General features: G+C 41.2%; 17 protein-coding genes. 15 read left to right on the top strand and 2 right to left on the bottom strand.

Going from position 1 to position 15,651, the window contains the following annotated elements:
* The first annotated feature begins 60 nt into the window (after nt 1–60).
* Together MHI27_RS17940 and MHI27_RS17935 are read left to right on the top strand one after the other, a co-directional pair.
* Nucleotides 61–1,152 carry a glycosyltransferase family 2 protein gene (locus tag MHI27_RS17940; protein ID WP_339241870.1) on the top strand — a complete coding sequence of 364 codons (1,092 nt, stop codon included), beginning with the start codon at nt 61–63 and terminating at the stop codon, nt 1,150–1,152.
* Nucleotides 1,152–1,772: a glycerol-3-phosphate acyltransferase gene (locus tag MHI27_RS17935; RefSeq protein WP_405174366.1), complete on the top strand. Its 621-nt coding sequence runs from the start codon at nt 1,152–1,154 to the stop codon at nt 1,770–1,772. Before MHI27_RS17940 ends, MHI27_RS17935 begins: the two co-directional genes overlap by 1 nt.
* A gap of 95 nt (nt 1,773–1,867) precedes the next feature.
* On the opposite strand, the gene MHI27_RS17930 is transcribed toward MHI27_RS17935, so the two are convergent.
* Nucleotides 1,868–3,376, bottom strand: coding sequence for an MFS transporter (locus MHI27_RS17930; protein WP_405174365.1), 1,509 nt, complete (start codon nt 3,374–3,376; stop codon nt 1,868–1,870).
* 114 nt (nt 3,377–3,490) lie between these two features.
* On the opposite strand from MHI27_RS17930, the gene MHI27_RS17925 reads away from it, so the two are divergent.
* The 8 genes from MHI27_RS17925 to MHI27_RS17890 all read left to right on the top strand — a co-directional run bounded on the left by MHI27_RS17925 (nt 3,491) and on the right by MHI27_RS17890 (nt 10,041).
* Complete coding sequence (locus MHI27_RS17925; protein ID WP_405174364.1) at nt 3,491–4,309, top strand: MerR family transcriptional regulator; 819 nt, start codon at nt 3,491–3,493, stop codon at nt 4,307–4,309.
* Between the two features lie 282 nt (nt 4,310–4,591).
* On the top strand, nt 4,592–5,419 hold the full coding sequence (locus tag MHI27_RS17920) for a helix-turn-helix domain-containing protein (protein WP_405174363.1): 828 nt from the start codon (nt 4,592–4,594) through the stop codon (nt 5,417–5,419).
* A gap of 86 nt (nt 5,420–5,505) precedes the next feature.
* Nucleotides 5,506–6,489: an iron-siderophore ABC transporter substrate-binding protein gene (locus tag MHI27_RS17915; protein WP_405174362.1), complete on the top strand. Its 984-nt coding sequence runs from the start codon at nt 5,506–5,508 to the stop codon at nt 6,487–6,489.
* A gap of 29 nt (nt 6,490–6,518) precedes the next feature.
* Nucleotides 6,519–6,884, top strand: coding sequence for a cupin domain-containing protein (locus tag MHI27_RS17910; protein WP_405176761.1), 366 nt, complete (start codon nt 6,519–6,521; stop codon nt 6,882–6,884).
* A 118-nt stretch (nt 6,885–7,002) separates the two neighbouring features.
* The gene (locus MHI27_RS17905; RefSeq protein WP_042128610.1) at nt 7,003–7,425 is read left to right on the top strand and encodes an SRPBCC domain-containing protein; all 423 of its coding nucleotides are present in this window, start codon (nt 7,003–7,005) and stop codon (nt 7,423–7,425) included.
* A 1-nt stretch (nt 7,426) separates the two neighbouring features.
* Complete coding sequence (locus tag MHI27_RS17900; RefSeq protein ID WP_339241856.1) at nt 7,427–7,759, top strand: metalloregulator ArsR/SmtB family transcription factor; 333 nt, start codon at nt 7,427–7,429, stop codon at nt 7,757–7,759.
* Between the two features lie 429 nt (nt 7,760–8,188).
* Nucleotides 8,189–9,223 (top strand): ATP-binding cassette domain-containing protein, encoded by a 1,035-nt coding sequence (locus MHI27_RS17895; RefSeq protein WP_405174361.1) that lies wholly within the window; start codon nt 8,189–8,191, stop codon nt 9,221–9,223.
* Nucleotides 9,220–10,041 carry an ABC transporter permease gene (locus tag MHI27_RS17890; RefSeq protein ID WP_076286724.1) on the top strand — a complete coding sequence of 274 codons (822 nt, stop codon included), beginning with the start codon at nt 9,220–9,222 and terminating at the stop codon, nt 10,039–10,041. Before MHI27_RS17895 ends, MHI27_RS17890 begins: the two co-directional genes overlap by 4 nt.
* A gap of 62 nt (nt 10,042–10,103) precedes the next feature.
* Here MHI27_RS17890 and MHI27_RS17885 read toward each other — a convergent pair whose 3' ends face one another.
* The gene (locus MHI27_RS17885) at nt 10,104–10,757 is read right to left on the bottom strand and encodes a TetR/AcrR family transcriptional regulator (protein ID WP_405174360.1); all 654 of its coding nucleotides are present in this window, start codon (nt 10,755–10,757) and stop codon (nt 10,104–10,106) included.
* Between the two features lie 196 nt (nt 10,758–10,953).
* Between MHI27_RS17885 and MHI27_RS17880 the strand changes: the two genes are divergently transcribed.
* From MHI27_RS17880 to MHI27_RS17860, 5 genes are all read left to right on the top strand, one after another.
* Nucleotides 10,954–11,739, top strand: a complete 786-nt coding sequence (locus MHI27_RS17880; RefSeq protein ID WP_405174359.1) for an SDR family NAD(P)-dependent oxidoreductase — start codon at nt 10,954–10,956, stop codon at nt 11,737–11,739.
* Nucleotides 11,740–11,918: 179 nt separating this feature from the next.
* Nucleotides 11,919–12,638: an SDR family oxidoreductase gene (locus MHI27_RS17875; RefSeq protein ID WP_076286727.1), complete on the top strand. Its 720-nt coding sequence runs from the start codon at nt 11,919–11,921 to the stop codon at nt 12,636–12,638.
* A gap of 352 nt (nt 12,639–12,990) precedes the next feature.
* The gene (locus tag MHI27_RS17870) at nt 12,991–13,749 is read left to right on the top strand and encodes a YveK family protein (protein WP_042189097.1); all 759 of its coding nucleotides are present in this window, start codon (nt 12,991–12,993) and stop codon (nt 13,747–13,749) included.
* Nucleotides 13,697–14,404, top strand: a complete 708-nt coding sequence (locus MHI27_RS17865; RefSeq protein WP_405174358.1) for a CpsD/CapB family tyrosine-protein kinase — start codon at nt 13,697–13,699, stop codon at nt 14,402–14,404. Before MHI27_RS17870 ends, MHI27_RS17865 begins: the two co-directional genes overlap by 53 nt.
* A gap of 6 nt (nt 14,405–14,410) precedes the next feature.
* A complete protein-coding gene (locus tag MHI27_RS17860) occupies nt 14,411–15,646 on the top strand; it encodes an oligosaccharide flippase family protein (protein ID WP_405174357.1) in 1,236 nt (411 codons plus the stop codon).
* The last annotated feature ends 5 nt before the right edge of the window (nt 15,647–15,651 follow it).

The raw sequence follows: 15,651 nt of genomic DNA, 5'->3' as shown, positions 1-15,651 counted from the left end.
GAAATGAATATATTACGGACTAACCCCTCATATATATAGATGTAGAAGGGGGGAACCGTAATGTGGTTGTTAATGGTTATAGGCGTTGGATGTCTCTCCGGTTTTATTTTGTTCAGAAAAAATACCTTGAGCACTTATCACGAGCCTAATCAAGGACCGGAGAAATTGTCCATTATCATTCCTGCAAGGAATGAAGAATATAATTTGCGTTATCTGCTCGATTCACTTCAGTCTCAGACCCTTACACCCTATGAAATTATTGTGGTGGATGACTTCTCAGAGGATCGGACCAAAGAAATTGCCGAAAGCTATGGGGTTAAGGTTATTGTGAACAGCAGTCTCCCTGAGGGGTGGACGGGTAAGAGCTGGGCAGTATGGAATGGATATTTACAGGCCTCGGGCGATATTTTTGCTTTTTTGGATGCGGATATCCGATTAAAGCCTAACGCCTTGGCTTCATTATTAAAAGCAAGGGAGCTATCGAAAGGCGTCATTTCGGTAGTTCCTTTTCATCATACAGAAAAGCTGTTTGAGAAGCTCGCCCTAATCATGAATATGCTGGGGATCTTCACGTTCACCTCGATCTTTGAAAGGAATAACGCGAAAAAAGGGCTGTACGGCTCGTGTATTCTAGCATTAAGGCAGGATTATGAAAAAGTTAATGGCCATCAAAGCATTAGATCTGAAGTGCTGGATGATTTGTCTTTAGGAGAAAAATTTATTGCGGCAGGTGTTCCGATCACCAATTATATCGGGTATGGCTTAGTATCGTTTCGCATGTATCCGAAGGGAATCAAAAGTGAAATTGAAGGGTTCAGTAAAGGGGCTGTCTTAAGCACTTCAACGATAAGTCCGCGGACAATTATTCCAATCGCGCTTTGGGTGATCGGACTCATTATCTCAGAAACCGTGTTTATTTTTGCGAATACTTCATGGTTTATGCCTTTATTGATCGGTTATCTCCTTTATATGTTCCAGCTCTTTTATTTTATAAAATATGTAGGTGTATTTGGCATCGTTATTCCTGTATTTCACGTGGTAGCAACTGTTTTCTTTATCTTGATCATGCTGTATTCGATTTATCAGGTTGTTTTTCTGAGGCATGTAAGCTGGAAAGGAAGGCATATCCAGGTGGGAGGCCATAGGGACTAATGATCATATTGTGGGTCGCGGGTTTATTTTTGTCGGGATCTCTTATGTTTTCCTATTGGCTTGGTCTAGCGCGTAAAAAGAACCTGAAAAACATTGGCGACGGTAATCCGGGGGCTTTGAATCTATGGAAGTCGTCAGGCTATAAATTCGGCATCTTGGGGATTATATTGGATTTTTTAAAAGGGTATCTACCACTTCTATGGGTAATGGGAAGTCATTATAGTCAGGGGTATTTCATTATTCCGTTAGCCTTAGCTCCCATTGCGGGTCATGCCTTCTCTCCCTTTCTTAAAGGAAAAGGTGGGAAGGCAATTGCCGTAACCTTTGGGGTATGGAGTGCATTGACAGGATTCAAAGCTTCTTTAGCGCTAGCAGTCATTTTAGCAGTGCTGAAAATGCTCAGCAGTTGGTTAAAAAGCAGAGGAAATTCACCTGTATCGGATGGTGTGCAAGTAGTTAGCGGAATGCTGCTTCTTTCCGTTTTTTTGTACATTAGTAATTGGTCTGCTCCTATCTTATGGGTATGGTTTGGAAGTTTTGTGATCCTTGTGTATACGCACAGGTTAGAATTGGCAGTGTGGGTGAGGAAGTATTCATCAAGGAAACGAAAAGGAACATAATATAGGCTTGGTATAAACGAGGGTGTCCCAGCAGCTATCGCATAGCTGTTGAGACACCCTTGTTTGGTGAAGCAGTAGCTTCATCTTTTCTAATATTAGTGTTCTAGGATTGAGGATTTACGTTTTGACACAGCACGGATAATAAACGCAGAAGCTAAAAGAAGGATTGTGGCAGTGGCAAGGACAACCATAAACGACTTATCAAAAGCTGATTGTGCGGCTTCAACGAGCGCGGATCCAGCAGCAGTAGGCATATTTTCTGCGGCTAGAAGAGCCTCGTCAAGGCTGTCGCGAACGATCGGCGGGACTGTTAGTTCATCAGGGAGAACTAATGAAGCTGTATAGATGAATGACGAAAGACTGCCCAGAAGTGTAATACTTAGGGCGCTGCCGAGTTCGAACGATACTTCCTCTATAGATGCGGCCATGCCAGCTTTTTCGACGGGGACATTTAGCATGATTGAATTTGAGGCGGCAGTCATGGCTCCCCCAAGACCTGCACCCAGAATCATTAAGGCTGCGAATTGTAACAATATATTTCCGTCATGGAAGAGTAGAAGGGTGCCCATTCCTATACCTGACACTAACAGACAGACCCACTGTACTTTTACTTTGTCCACTCGATGCAACACAAGTCCGATGAGTATCCCTGAGATGAAGGACGCTATCGAAGTGAATACAACGTACAAGCCCGCTTCCAACGGTGTATATCCAAGAACAAGCTGGAGCCGTTGAGTCACGATCAATTCCATTCCAATAAGTGCAAAACAAGACAATAGAGCTGTAGCCACTCCAGTAGTAAAGTGGGAGTCTCTAAATAGTGCAAAATCTATTAATGGATTCTGGCTCTTACGTTGATGGCGCATAAATATGATCATAGCTACGACACCAATCACGGCAGATAACACAGCGATGGCAATTGAACCTTCACGTCTGCTGATCTCCTTAACTGCATAAACAAGGGCAACCAGACAAATCATAATTTGAACGGAACCAATGAAATCCCATTTCTTATTCTTATTCCCTTTAAGATTTGGGATTAGTAAGATGGCCAAGATCAGTGCAAGAATAACTATAGGAATATTGATGAGGAACACCGATCCCCACCAGAAATGTTCCAGTAAAAAACCACCAACGAGTGGACCCATTCCTGCTCCCACAGAGGAGACAGATGCCCAAATACCTACGGCTAGTGAACGCTCACGCTCATCCGAAAAGGTAGTTCGAATAATGGAGAGTGTTGCGGGCATCATCATGGCTGCACCAATAGCTAGTAGGGTACGCGCAGCAATAAGCACGAGAGGTGTTGGCGCGTAGGCAGCGATTAATGAAGCCAACCCAAAGATAGTAAGTCCCATAACGAAGAGTTTTTTATGCCCAAGACGATCACCTAGTGTGCCAAGACCGAGTAATAATCCTGCCATTACAAGTGGATAAATATTTACGATCCATAGTTTTTCCGATGCAGAAGCAGCAAGATCATGCGTAAGTCGTGGTAGAACCGAATAAAGTACGGTCATGTCGATGACGATCATAAAGAGTGCGCTGGACACAATCGCCAGCACGATCCAGCGTTGAAATTTAGATAGATTTGATGAAAACATGGGTAATCCTCCTAAGATGATAGTAGCTAATAACGTTACCTTGACAAGGTAATGGTGTTCCGTTATTGTACTTTGAGGTATAGGGTAACCCGATAGTCAAGAGGAGTGATTTGAATGTCTATTGATTATGATCAATACTTTACGACGAGTGAGTTCGCAAAGGTATGTGGGGTAACGAAGCATACGTTATTCCATTATGATGACATTGGTATATTAAAACCGGAGATCGTGAAGGAAAACGGATATCGTTATTATTCCTATAAGCAGTTCTATACCTTCGATATTATTGCCGTACTAAAAGGGACAGGAACGCCGTTGAATGAGATCAAAGAATATATACAAGATCAAAACACATTGCATTTTTTATCCATGCTTAAGCAAAAACAGCTGCAGTTGGTTGATGAACAAAAAAAGTTAGAGCGAATGCAGAGGCTTTTACAAGGGGCTATAGATAATACGAATCGTGCGCTCTACGTTGATTGTGGAGAACCCTGGGTCGAGGAATGTGATGAAGAGTATTTTATTTCGGTTAGACTCTCGAAGGAGAAGGGTGAGAAGGATCATGTACGAAAAGTATATCGAATCTTCGATTATTGCGATGAACATCATCTTGAATATGACTTTCCGATAGGTTCGATTATTTGTAAAAGCAGTTTGGAAGAAGGCGACTATGACCCGGATTATTATTGTAATAAAATCAATGAAAAGCATAACGGTGAATTACTTTATATTAAGCCAAAGGGTAAATATTTGATCATGAATCACAAGGGATCTTATGAAACCTTACCTGCGTCCTATGAGAAGCTAAAGTCTTATATTGCTGAAAATGATTTACACATAACCGGAAACGCTTATGAGTATGAATTGCTTAGTTATTTAGCTGTAGGGGATCCGGATAAGTATGTTATTCAAATTGCGATCCAAACCTTTTGAGGTTAAGAGCATTGGATTGACTTAAAATTGGCTTACAAACTGACACGCTTGGGATTCCAAGCGTTTTTTTTATGGATACCTGATGGCTTGAGCATTAGCCAGGTGCGACATTTTTATTGTCTATATTGATTGACAATGATAATCATTATTATTAATGTGTAAACAGGCGTGAATCCTTATGCTCAACTTACCGACGCCAATGCCTCTGAGCTGGTGCACTATGATTGAGTTTTGTTGGTGCTTATCCATAGAAGAGACTACTATTGAAATGAGGTATGCATTGTGAAGATAGACGTTAATCAGTTAGCAGAGCATTTTGCACACACTCCTTTTCAAGTAGAAGGAGTATATCGATATGCTGAAAATCCAGGTGTGCCTTACGCTGACTATACAGAATCTTTTCCTGGATTTGTGTTTCCACTTACAGGAAAGATTAAATTTAAATTTAATGGCACGCCTTATATCTTTTCGCCTGGAAAAGTTGTGCATGGGGGTGCAAAAATGAAACTAGATCAAAAAATGTTAGGTAGAACCAATTGGGAATATATTCTTGTTCAATATCGGATATGTAACTCAGAACTAAAAGAGTCAAGCTTTTCTCATCAGCATTTTGAATTATTAACAGGTCAATCTCCTCGTCTTATTGAATTAATTATGCGTCTTTGGCATGTGTATAATCAGCGTGGAGGCATTTCGATGTTTCAGACTGAAATGCTGTTTCGCGAAGTGCTGAATGAGGCCTTATTATGTGTTATTAATAGGGAAGATAGCTGTGAATCACATACTTTATTCGAGCGGGTATCTAATTATATTCATCAAAACTATTATCAAAGTCTTACAATAGCTTCGCTTGCAGAACAAAATAACGTTAATCGAAATCGACTTTCTTACGTATTTAGAACACATGCCGGTATGGGACCAGCAGAATATTTATTAAAATATCGTATAAATATAGCGCAAGAAATGCTATTTACAAGTGATGCGCCTGTACAACAAATTGCGCAAACCGTTGGAATGGCTGACCCCTTTTATTTTAGTAGAGTGTTCAAAAAACAATGTGGCATTTCACCTACCGAATATCGAGAGAAGTTCATCAATAATCCATGGTAAATTCAACCTGCATCCATTCTTATCTAAAAAGTACTCTACTATAATAATGGTTAAGCAAAGAAACCATTATGTTGGAGGAATTTCGTATGAAAAAGATTAGAGGACTGCTATTCGCAACACTATTATTAGCAGGTATACTAGCGGGTTGTACTGAAACACCTGCTGAAAATAAAGAATCAACTAAAGAAGGCGTATCTTCAACAGCAGTTAATGTAGATGCAGCTGATTGGCCAAGAACATTTAAGGATGCCTTAGGTAAAGAAATTGTTATCGAGAAAAAACCGGAAAAAATAGCCTCGCTATGGTATTTTTATCCTGAAATATTAGTTGCATTAGGTGAGCCACCTGTTGCATCTACAGAAAAAGATTATCTATCTTCTTTATCTTATTTAAAAGGAAAGCTGGATTCAGCTGAAGAACTAGGAGATAAAGTGTCTCCTAGCATTGAGAAAATTCTATCTATTAATCCTGATTATATTTTAGCAACAGAGCATCATGAAGCAGTGTATGATTCACTAGATAAAATTGCACCAGTCATTACATTAAAATACAAGGACATCTATGAAGATTGGCAATATGGACTCCGTACAGTAGCCAAGATTATTGGTAAAGAAGACGAAGCGGAAAAAGTAATTGATAAAATGATGAAAGATATTACAACTGGGCGTGAAACATTAAAGTCGATGGAAAGAGAGACAGTATCGCTTATATTGTCTTGGGATGGAAAAACTTTTAATGTTCTAGGTGAAGGGAATCCTGTCTATAAACTTGCTTTTGATAAAAAAAAGGGACTGGGGCTTACACCGGATGATACATATGCAGGTAATAATAATGAATTTACTTCGTTTGAAGGAATATCAACTGTTCAAGCAGACCATATTTTCCTTATAGGTGACATTACAAAAAAGGAGGAATTAATGAATAACTTAAAACAAAGTAATGTGTGGAATGCTATGAATGCCGTAAAGAAAGGCAATGTCTATTTAATGGATAATTCCGCTATTACTGGTGGACCATTAGCTATTGATTACGCTTTACAAAATATATTATCCGCCTTGCTTAAGCGCTAATAAGTTGAGGAAAATAAGGAGTGATTACTATCCATTATCAAGCTATTAATCTGAAAGATAAGTTATCTAAATTTAACGACCTTTGGTCTCCGAAAGTCATTGGTGAAATGAATGACTATCAATTTAAACTTATTAAGATCACTGGGGATTTTGAATGGCATGTTCATCAAGATACCGATAAGGTATTTTTCACGCTCGAAGGGGAGATGATCATTGATTTCCGTGATAGTCAGGTTAAAATCTCCAAGGGTGAGATGTTTATTCTCCCAAAGGGAGTCGAGATGAAGCCTTCCGCCGAAAAGGAATGCCATATCATGTTGGTGGAGCCTAGAAGCGTAGTAAACACTGGCGGTACTGAGTCCGAATTAACAGTAGCCAATGATACTTGGATCTAGTTAAGGCTTTCCTCCGCTATTCCCTTAAGGTTTCTGCAAATTGACATAACACCAAATGGTGTTATAATAAAAATGAAACCAGAAGGTGTTACATTAAAATGAATTTTGGAGGAAATATATGCAAACTCAAGGACCACTACAAGATATTCGTCAAACAATTACACTCAATGCGCCCATTGAAAAAGTATGGAAAGCTGTTTCCACTGCTGAAGGAATAGCTGCCTGGTGGATGCCAAGTACATTCGAGCCAGTGGTAGGCCATGAGTTCATTCTACATGCTGGACAATTCGGGGATTCCCCTTGTAAAGTTACGGAGATTGATGAGCCGAACCGTGTTGGTTTTAATTGGGGGAAGGATTGGCATCTTGCCTTTGAATTGAAAGAAATTGATGGGAAGACGGAGTTCACCGTGATTCACTCTGGATGGGACCCTGAAAAGGTAACTGAATTTGGTCAACCGCATCCAATCGTACGTGGCTTTATGAACGGCGGCTGGGAGAAAATCGTCCAAGAAAAACTTCCTGCTTATATCGAGGCTTAAGATGCCAGTCGCTGAATCTGGACATGATGTATTTCAAGCGATAGCAGATCCTACCCGCCGCAGTCTGCTAAAGCTGCTTGCTAATAAGGAAATGTCCATAGCATCCATCTCGGACTGCTACCCGATCAGTCGAACCGCTGTTAACAAGCATTTACAAGTATTGTCCGATGCGCAGCTTGTTAGCAGTCAGAAAGTCGGTCGGGAGACTCGGTACAAGCTTCAGCCAGAGCCTCTACTGGAGCTTCAAGATTGGCTTACCTTTTTTGAACAATACTGGGCTAATAAACTGTTTGCACTTAAAGAATATGTTGAAGCAGATCATAACAAGGAATGATAAACCGGGAGGCGTGAGATCGCGCTTCTCGGTTTTTTTGATGCATTGTACAAAAATATTTAAATGAAGCAGATATAATGGATTCGTATATACATATGAACTGCTATTTGCTCATTTTGAGGAATTTGGGGCGAGTTGCGGACTAGAGAGACGTTAATCATCATTATCAGGGGCAATATTGTGTACTTTCAGTCCGATAAAGCTCCATGGAGTCCGTTAGCATTCCAGATGAACATAAGGACAAGGCAGAAGCATTTTTGAAAGAAATAACGGCGTAGCATTGAGCTACACCGTTATTTCTGCATTTACAGGATAGCTTTCAACGGAAAGCATATCTCATTTATAAACTCAGTTTAAACCTTCGTTTAAATTCAGTTTATAAAAGGGAGTTAGCATCACAATACAAACTAAAACGTTGGAGGAATTGTAATGGTTAATGAACGCAAAAAAATAATTGAGCCCAACCCTGGAGATTGGGCCGTCGAGGCGCGTGGACTGGTCAAAACCTTTGGTGACAATCGCGCGGTGGATGGCGTGAATTTGAACGTGAAAGCAGGTACGATCTATGGCGTACTTGGTCCGAATGGGGCAGGAAAGACTACCGTCATTCGGATGCTGGCAACCTTACTTCGTCCCGATGCAGGTACTGGGCGAATCTTTGGCCATGATGTGGTGAAGGAGTCGCAGATTGTTAGGCAATTAATTGGTGTGACAGGACAATATGCCTCAGTCGATGAGTCATTAAGTGCTACAGAGAATCTTATTATCTTCTCTCGGCTATTAGGGCTTGGGCGCGCAGAGTCGCGGAAAAAAGCAACAGAATTACTGGAAGAGTTTGGTCTGACTGAGGCGGCTAAACGGCCTCTTCGAAATTTTTCTGGCGGTATGCGTCGCCGTCTGGATTTGGCAGCTAGCCTTATTGCACAACCACCTTTAATTTTCCTGGATGAACCGACTACAGGGCTTGATCCTCGCACTCGTTCACAGATGTGGGATACCATTCGTCGATTGGTGAATACGGGATCAACAGTTCTTTTAACGACGCAGTACCTTGAAGAAGCAGATCAACTTGCAGACCGGGTGGCAGTTATTGACCGTGGGCAAGTCGTCGCCGAGGGCACTGTGGATGAGCTGAAATCATCCGTGGGTACCACATCTTTACTATTGAAGGTCCGAGAGCTAAAGGATTTTAAACAAGCTCGTCAGCTTGTAGAACATGTTCTGCATGTCCAATCCAATGTGTCTTCGTTCGAGGAAGGGCAGATTTCTGCACCGATGGCGAACGCGGATTTAGTGACTGACCTACTTATTGCTCTGCGCGAAGCAGGCATTCCACTTGCAGAGGTGAGTGTGCAGAAACCAACACTTGATGAAGTATTCTTAACAATCACGGGTCAGGGTGTAACAGATAACGCTTCAAATGCGTCTGGGCAGTCAAACAAGAAGGAGGCAGTAAGAGTATGAGTACAAGAACTTCTGCAATAAACTCAGGAACTACAAGACAATTGAAAAACCATACGAGTCTCAGACAGAGTATACGAAATTCATTCACAATGGCGTATAGAGGTATACTAAAAATACGGCGAACACCTGAGCAATTATTCGATGTTACGCTTCAGCCTATTATTTTTACTCTGATGTTTACCTATATTTTTGGTGGAGCCATCTCTGGTGACATTGCTAGCTATTTGCCTGTTATCATTCCTGGTATTCTCGTTCAGACCGTAATTACTACTTCGATCGTTACTGGAGTTCAATTACGTGAGGATATGGATAAAGGTGTGTTTGACCGATTTAAATCACTGCCAATTGCAAGGATAGCTCCGTTAGCAGGTGCTCTATTAGCAGATACGATTCGGTATACGATAGCGACTGTGCTCACTTTCACCATGGGTTATATTATGGGATTACGGCCCGAGGGAGGGCTGGGGCATGTTGCTATAGCGGCACTTCTTGTAATTGTCTGTGCTTGGTCGATTAGCTGGATCTTTGCTTTCTTTGGTGTCATTGCAAGAACAGCCTCAAGTGTACAAGGGATCTCGATGATTGTGCTGTTCCCGCTTACGTTTCTGTCTAACGCATTCGTACCGGTAGATACAATGCCTAGCTGGCTTCAATGGTTTGTTAAAGTCAATCCGATCTCACATTTGGTGACCGCGGTGCGGGAGCTTACTAACAATGGTACCGTAGGCTGGGATTTCGTAATCTCTCTGATCGGAGCAGCTGTCATCGTTGCGATTTTTGCACCAATTACAGTTCGTGCTTATATGCGCCGGACATAATATGAAATGAAAAAACGGCAGAAATGCCGTTTTTTTGTATTAGCCGCAAAAAAGCTTCTTTTTTAATTATCGCTTCTAAAGAACGTATGGATTAAATTGGATACTGATCTATCATACAATGTTTTAGCAGCTTCCTCATTTTGAATATGTCCCCCCAAATGCAGATGAATGACGCCATGCAACGATGCCCACACCAGATTCACAACAAGGAGGGGATCTTTCTCCTCAATAAACCCTTGTTCGATGGCTTCTGTAATAAGGGCTATTACTTGTCGAAGTGCCGTGAAGATAGCATGTAAACTTTCTTCCTCCGGTTTGAACTCGCTAAAAGCCCCTCCAAACATAACCATATAATAGCTGGTGTGATTCCGTGAGAAATCCCAATAAGCTTGTCCAAGATCGCGAAGATATAAATTTAGATTGTCTTGTTTTGGAACCGCTTGAAAGGCAGCGGCCAACAATTTACACCCTTGCAGAAAAAGCTCCTTCGCTAAACCTTCCTTGTTTCCAAACAAGTTATAAATGATTTTTGTGGGACATTCCATTTTTTCAGCAACCTTGCGAATGGTTACACCTTCAGGTCCGGATTCATGCATAATGGCCGCAGCGGCTTCGATAATATTCAGTCTTAATATTTCTGCATGCTGTAGTTTTGCTTTTGGGTAGGTTGTAACGGATTGAGCATCTATAGAAGATATTTTGGACGATTTTTGCATGTAGTTTCACTTCCTTAGAACTTTACTTTAGCTTTTTCAAATAGCCGTTATTTCTAAACCTTATTTTACTGATGTAGAAGAGAAATAGCCAATAATTAAATGTAGAATTTTATTTGACAACGCAACCTCACTTGGATACAATGATTCATATTGAAACGCTGTTTCTAGATGGTCATTAAAGGGAGAGATGATAGCAATGATTACAATTCAAAATAAATGGACGTTGATTACAGGTGCTTCTTCAGGAATAGGTGAAGCGTTTGCTCGAGAACTTGCAGCCAAAGGAAGTCATTTGATATTAGTCGCCCGTTCCGAAGATAAATTGATTGCTTTAGCGGAAAAATTACAAAGAGAATTTCATATTCAAGCGGAGGTTATCGTTGCTGATTTATCGCAAGAAGGTTCTCCTAACAGGCTCTATCAACAATGTATGGAACGTGGTCTGAACGTTGATATTCTTATTAATAATGCAGGTTTTGCTACGTATGGGCTTTTTGAACAACTGTCTGGTCCAAGACAACATGAAGAGGTGATGCTAAATGTTTTGGCGGTAGTAGATCTAACCCATTTATTTTTGCCAGAGATGTTAAGAAGAAAAAGCGGAGTGATTATAAACGTTGCTTCAACAGCAGCATTTCAACCTCTCCCTAATATGGCTGTATATGGAGCGACAAAAGCTTTTGTATTATCATTTACACAAGCACTATGGGAGGAAAATCGGAAACGGGGCGTACAATTTCTTGCATTATGTCCGGGGTCTACGGAAACAGAATTTTTTAATGTTGTGGGAGCTGATGAAGCTTCTGTAGGGAAGCGAGATACTCCAGAAAATGTGGTTCAAGTGGCTCTTCGGTCGCTTCAGGCAAAGAAAATATTTGTTGTCCCAGGATTTTCAAACTATATTTCAGCTCAAATGTCACGGTTTTTCACACGTAAACAAATGCTTTATTTAGTTGGACGTATGCTCCGTACTAGACATTAATAAGTCAACATTTTGCTTCGATGATGTAAAATAAAGAGCCGTTATCTATGGATTACTCCATGATAGCGGCTTTTTTCAAAAGTTAATTGCCTAACTCCGAATTTTAACCCTACTTCTTCATGTCCTTCGATGGTACTATGATATAAAAATAGAATGATGCATATAGAAAGGACGACAGTATGAGAAACTATCTAATTTTGGGGGCAAGTAAAGGTTTGGGAGATGCATTTGTGAAAGGTTTACCTGAGTATGGTGATCGAGTGTGGATCGTCTCCAGAAGCAGACCGGGCAGTCTGGATCTTAATGATGGCATACAGCGGGTATGGATTGCAGTAGATCTATCGCAGCCAGATGCCGCACAAGTCTTATCAAAGGGAATTCAAACGGAGAAGATTGATGTTTTAGTTTATAACGTGGGTATTTGGGAGAAAGAAGGTTTTGAGGATCACTATACTTTTGACAAGGATGAGACGAGTGACATTGCCAACATTATTAATGTGAATATAACTTCAACAATTACCTGCATACAGGCTGTACTGCCTAATCTTCGCCAATCGGAAGCAGGAAAAATTATTCTAATTGGCTCCACAGCAGGACTGGATCATACCAATAACGCCCAGGTATCATTTGTAGCTTCCAAGTTCGGTCTTCGTGGCATTACACATGCATTACGTGAGCATGTTCGTAAGGATGGCATTGCAGTAACTTGTGTAAATCCGGGTGAGCTGGCAGCAGAAATTCCTTATGAGGATGGCGCAGAAAAAGCGATTGCAGAATATAGCGGCACAAGAATTCCTGTTCAGGACATTGTCTCCATTGTGAAATGTATCGTTAACCTCTCTAGCGCTTCCTGTGTCAAAGAAATTCATATTCCAGCAATGGCGGATTTGAATGCATAATAAATCTCATTTATCCGTTAAGATTTCATTAAGATTCAATACGAAGATAAATCATATAATTGGATTATAGAAAGGTTATCAAAAAAATGCTACATAAGCGCGCCAACTAGCACGACGTATTATTAGGTAGTAGTAAAAAGTGAATATATAAGGCTGTCTACCAGTAGAATCTTACTAGTAAACAGCCTATTTCTGTTGGGATTTAATAGAGAGTCGGGTGGATTTTTTTAAAAGAAGACTTATAAATTCCCAACTTTTTTTGGACATATATTGGGCTAACGAGAATATAACTATACAATAAAACACTTGTTGAAGAAGAGGAAAATACATTAACGGTTAGGAGAAATGAACGATGGAATTCGAACTAGGCAGCATTTTGAAACTAGTGAAACGTAGGCTGCTGTTCATCATTGTATTATGTATTGTTGCGGTCGGAATTGCTAGCTTCGTTAGCTACTATGTCTTAAAACCGAAATACGAGGCGACGGCTTCTATTCTTATTCAAGGGGATAGGCAACAGAAAGCAATCAATGACATTATGGCTGGGCAAAAACTAGTAACCACTTACGGAGAAATTATCCGAAGCAGTAGAATCGCTGAAGAGGTCGTTAGAAGACTGCAATTAAATATGACCCCTGAAAAACTATTAGAAAAAGTGAAGACAAGAACAAGTAGCGAGTCACTCGTGACGACGGTAATTGTATCGGATTCTAATGCTCAGAGGGCAACGAATATCGCGAATGGCTTTGGTGAGGCCTTTAATGAGAACATCCAAGCGATTATGGGGGTAGAGAATGTTGTGCTTCTTGACCGAGCCAAGGTTCCTTTCGAAGCGATCTCACCCAAGCCAGTATTCAATATGGTCGTTGCTTTCGGACTTGCATTGATTGCTGGGATCGCATTTTCCATTCTACGGGAATTGGCGGAGAAACCTGTGAAAAGCGCCAAGAATATTCAGTTGGATTTGCAGCTTCCTCTTCTGGGAACGGTGGGAAAATTGAAGCCGCGGAAACGGCGGGAGAAGACGAAATCCAATTCAGTAGAAGGAGCCAGCAGACATGAAGAAGAAAACGCCAAGATTGTATTGCCTGGAACAACCGAAATCATCTAATGGTGATCAATTCCGAACGATACGATCTAATATTCGTTATACCCGAGTTGGTGGAGAAATTCGATCTTTATTAGTTACAAGCTCACTTCCGAATGAAGGTAAATCAACAGTGGCGATGAACTTGGCCATAGCGATGGCAGAAACGGGAAGAACTGTGCTGCTGATCGATGGGGATTTGCGTACACCAACGGTGCATAAGGCATTCGATCTACCCAATTGGATCGGATTAAGTAGTATCCTAGTGGATCAAACCCGTGTGGATGATTGTATTTTCCCTATTGAGGGATCAGAAGGACTTTTTGTAATGACATCGGGTCCAATCTCCCCAAATCCAGCTGACTTACTAGGATCAACAGGAATGAAAAGGTTATTTGCAGAGCTTAGTGAGAGATTTGATACGATTGTCATCGATTCTTCTTCGGTGTTAATGCCTTTTTCGGATGCCCTTATCTTGGCAAAGATGACCGAAGGGGTACTGTTAGTCGTAAAATCCGGGAAAGTGCTCTTAAAGCATACCAACTCTGCAAAACAGATCCTTGAGCAGCAAGGAGCACATATTTTGGGAGCGGTTTTGAATTATCGAAAAAGTAGCAAACGTTACAAGATTCGCGGTGAAGATTTTGCCGATTGGGCCTCAACTTCAGGGTTGGTCTAACGCATTATGACACTTGCTTCTCTTCGTTATTTATTCGGAAATATCACATACGCAGGCGCTCAATTCGTGATTGTAATTTTGCTTAATAAATTTGGCTCATCCGAAATCGTTGGGCAATATTCGTTAGGGCTTGCGGTGACTGCTCCCATCTTCATGCTGTCGCATCTGCATCTGCGTTCGGTCTTGATCGTTGATACATCTGGAAAATATCTTTTTGGAGATTTTTTTGGCCTTCGTCTCGTGACAACCGCAGTTGCATTCACGGTTACAGCAGGTTGTTGCATCCTTAGTGGTGCTGATTGGAATACAGCTTTAGTCATATTTTTCATAGGATTGTATAGAATTGTTGAGTCGGTCAGCGATATTTTATTGGGTATCGTTCAGAAGCAGGAAAGGCTAGATCAAATCTCTTTCTCGAGAGCTGCTAAAGGATTGTTCTCCATACTTGTCTTCGCCCTCGTATTTATCCCTACTCAGAGTCTCATTCTAGCGTTATTAGTCATGATTATCGGATGGTTAGCAATAACCATTGGATATGATGCTCGCAAAGCGAGAGTGCATACGTCGCTCAGGCCACTTTTTAACAAAAGACGATTATGGGGCTTGCTGCTCGTAAGCTCACCCCTTGGCGTGGTGCTGGCGTTGATGTCACTAAATACAAATATCCCACTATACGCGATTTCATATTTTAAAGGAGAACATGACTTAGGCATATACGCTACGCTCTCATACATGATCGTTGCCTGCAATGTTGTTGTGACTGCACTCGGTGAAGCGATAACACCACGTCTTGCCCGTTGGCACGCTAGCGGACGACATAAGGAGTTCATCTCTTTACTCAGTCGAATGATTGCCATGGGTATAGGAATTAGTGCGATCGCTTGTTTGATCGGGTGGATCTTTGGTCATCAGCTACTAACTCTTCTATTCAGTCCAGATGTGGCTGCTGAAATAGGTTTATTTCATTGGTTGCTCGTTTCTACCCTATTGGTATTTGTAACGTCTTACCTGTGGTATGCCATAACGGCTACCGGGAAGTACAAAGCGCAGATTCCCTTGTTTCTGTGTTCCGTGATCACTAATGGGCTTTCTTGTCTAATGTTCGTGCCTATTTTCGGGGTGATAGGTGCTGCGGTGGGGGCTAGCTTGGCCTTATTCGTTCAGATGATAGGTAGTGTGATCGTACTTTTCTTGGTAATCCGTCAGGCAAGGAAACAGGTACAACGGGAATTGGCCGCATAGAGGCA

Source organism: Paenibacillus sp. FSL H8-0261 (genome assembly GCF_045040645.1).
Taxonomy (GTDB): Bacteria; Bacillota; Bacilli; order Paenibacillales; family Paenibacillaceae; genus Paenibacillus_AQ.
Note: the sequence above shows the minus strand (reverse complement) of the source record. Positions and strands in the feature narration are given on the sequence as shown.

Excerpts from the sequence above, each read along its gene's own strand:
- MHI27_RS17940 (WP_339241870.1), top strand. The coding sequence starts at position 61 with ATGTGGTTGTTAATGGTTATAGGCGTTGGATGTCTCTCCGGTTTTATT.
- MHI27_RS17865 (WP_405174358.1), top strand. The coding sequence starts at position 13,697 with ATGAAGAAGAAAACGCCAAGATTGTATTGCCTGGAACAACCGAAATCA.
- MHI27_RS17925 (WP_405174364.1), top strand. The coding sequence starts at position 3,491 with ATGTCTATTGATTATGATCAATACTTTACGACGAGTGAGTTCGCAAAG.
- MHI27_RS17875 (WP_076286727.1), top strand. The coding sequence starts at position 11,919 with ATGAGAAACTATCTAATTTTGGGGGCAAGTAAAGGTTTGGGAGATGCA.
- MHI27_RS17895 (WP_405174361.1), top strand. The coding sequence starts at position 8,189 with ATGGTTAATGAACGCAAAAAAATAATTGAGCCCAACCCTGGAGATTGG.
- MHI27_RS17935 (WP_405174366.1), top strand. The coding sequence starts at position 1,152 with ATGATCATATTGTGGGTCGCGGGTTTATTTTTGTCGGGATCTCTTATG.
- MHI27_RS17890 (WP_076286724.1), top strand. The coding sequence starts at position 9,220 with ATGAGTACAAGAACTTCTGCAATAAACTCAGGAACTACAAGACAATTG.
- MHI27_RS17900 (WP_339241856.1), top strand. The coding sequence starts at position 7,427 with ATGCCAGTCGCTGAATCTGGACATGATGTATTTCAAGCGATAGCAGAT.
- MHI27_RS17915 (WP_405174362.1), top strand. The coding sequence starts at position 5,506 with ATGAAAAAGATTAGAGGACTGCTATTCGCAACACTATTATTAGCAGGT.
- MHI27_RS17860 (WP_405174357.1), top strand. The coding sequence starts at position 14,411 with ATGACACTTGCTTCTCTTCGTTATTTATTCGGAAATATCACATACGCA.
- MHI27_RS17885 (WP_405174360.1), bottom strand. The coding sequence starts at position 10,757 with ATGCAAAAATCGTCCAAAATATCTTCTATAGATGCTCAATCCGTTACA.
- MHI27_RS17880 (WP_405174359.1), top strand. The coding sequence starts at position 10,954 with ATGATTACAATTCAAAATAAATGGACGTTGATTACAGGTGCTTCTTCA.
- MHI27_RS17930 (WP_405174365.1), bottom strand. The coding sequence starts at position 3,376 with ATGTTTTCATCAAATCTATCTAAATTTCAACGCTGGATCGTGCTGGCG.
- MHI27_RS17905 (WP_042128610.1), top strand. The coding sequence starts at position 7,003 with ATGCAAACTCAAGGACCACTACAAGATATTCGTCAAACAATTACACTC.
- MHI27_RS17870 (WP_042189097.1), top strand. The coding sequence starts at position 12,991 with ATGGAATTCGAACTAGGCAGCATTTTGAAACTAGTGAAACGTAGGCTG.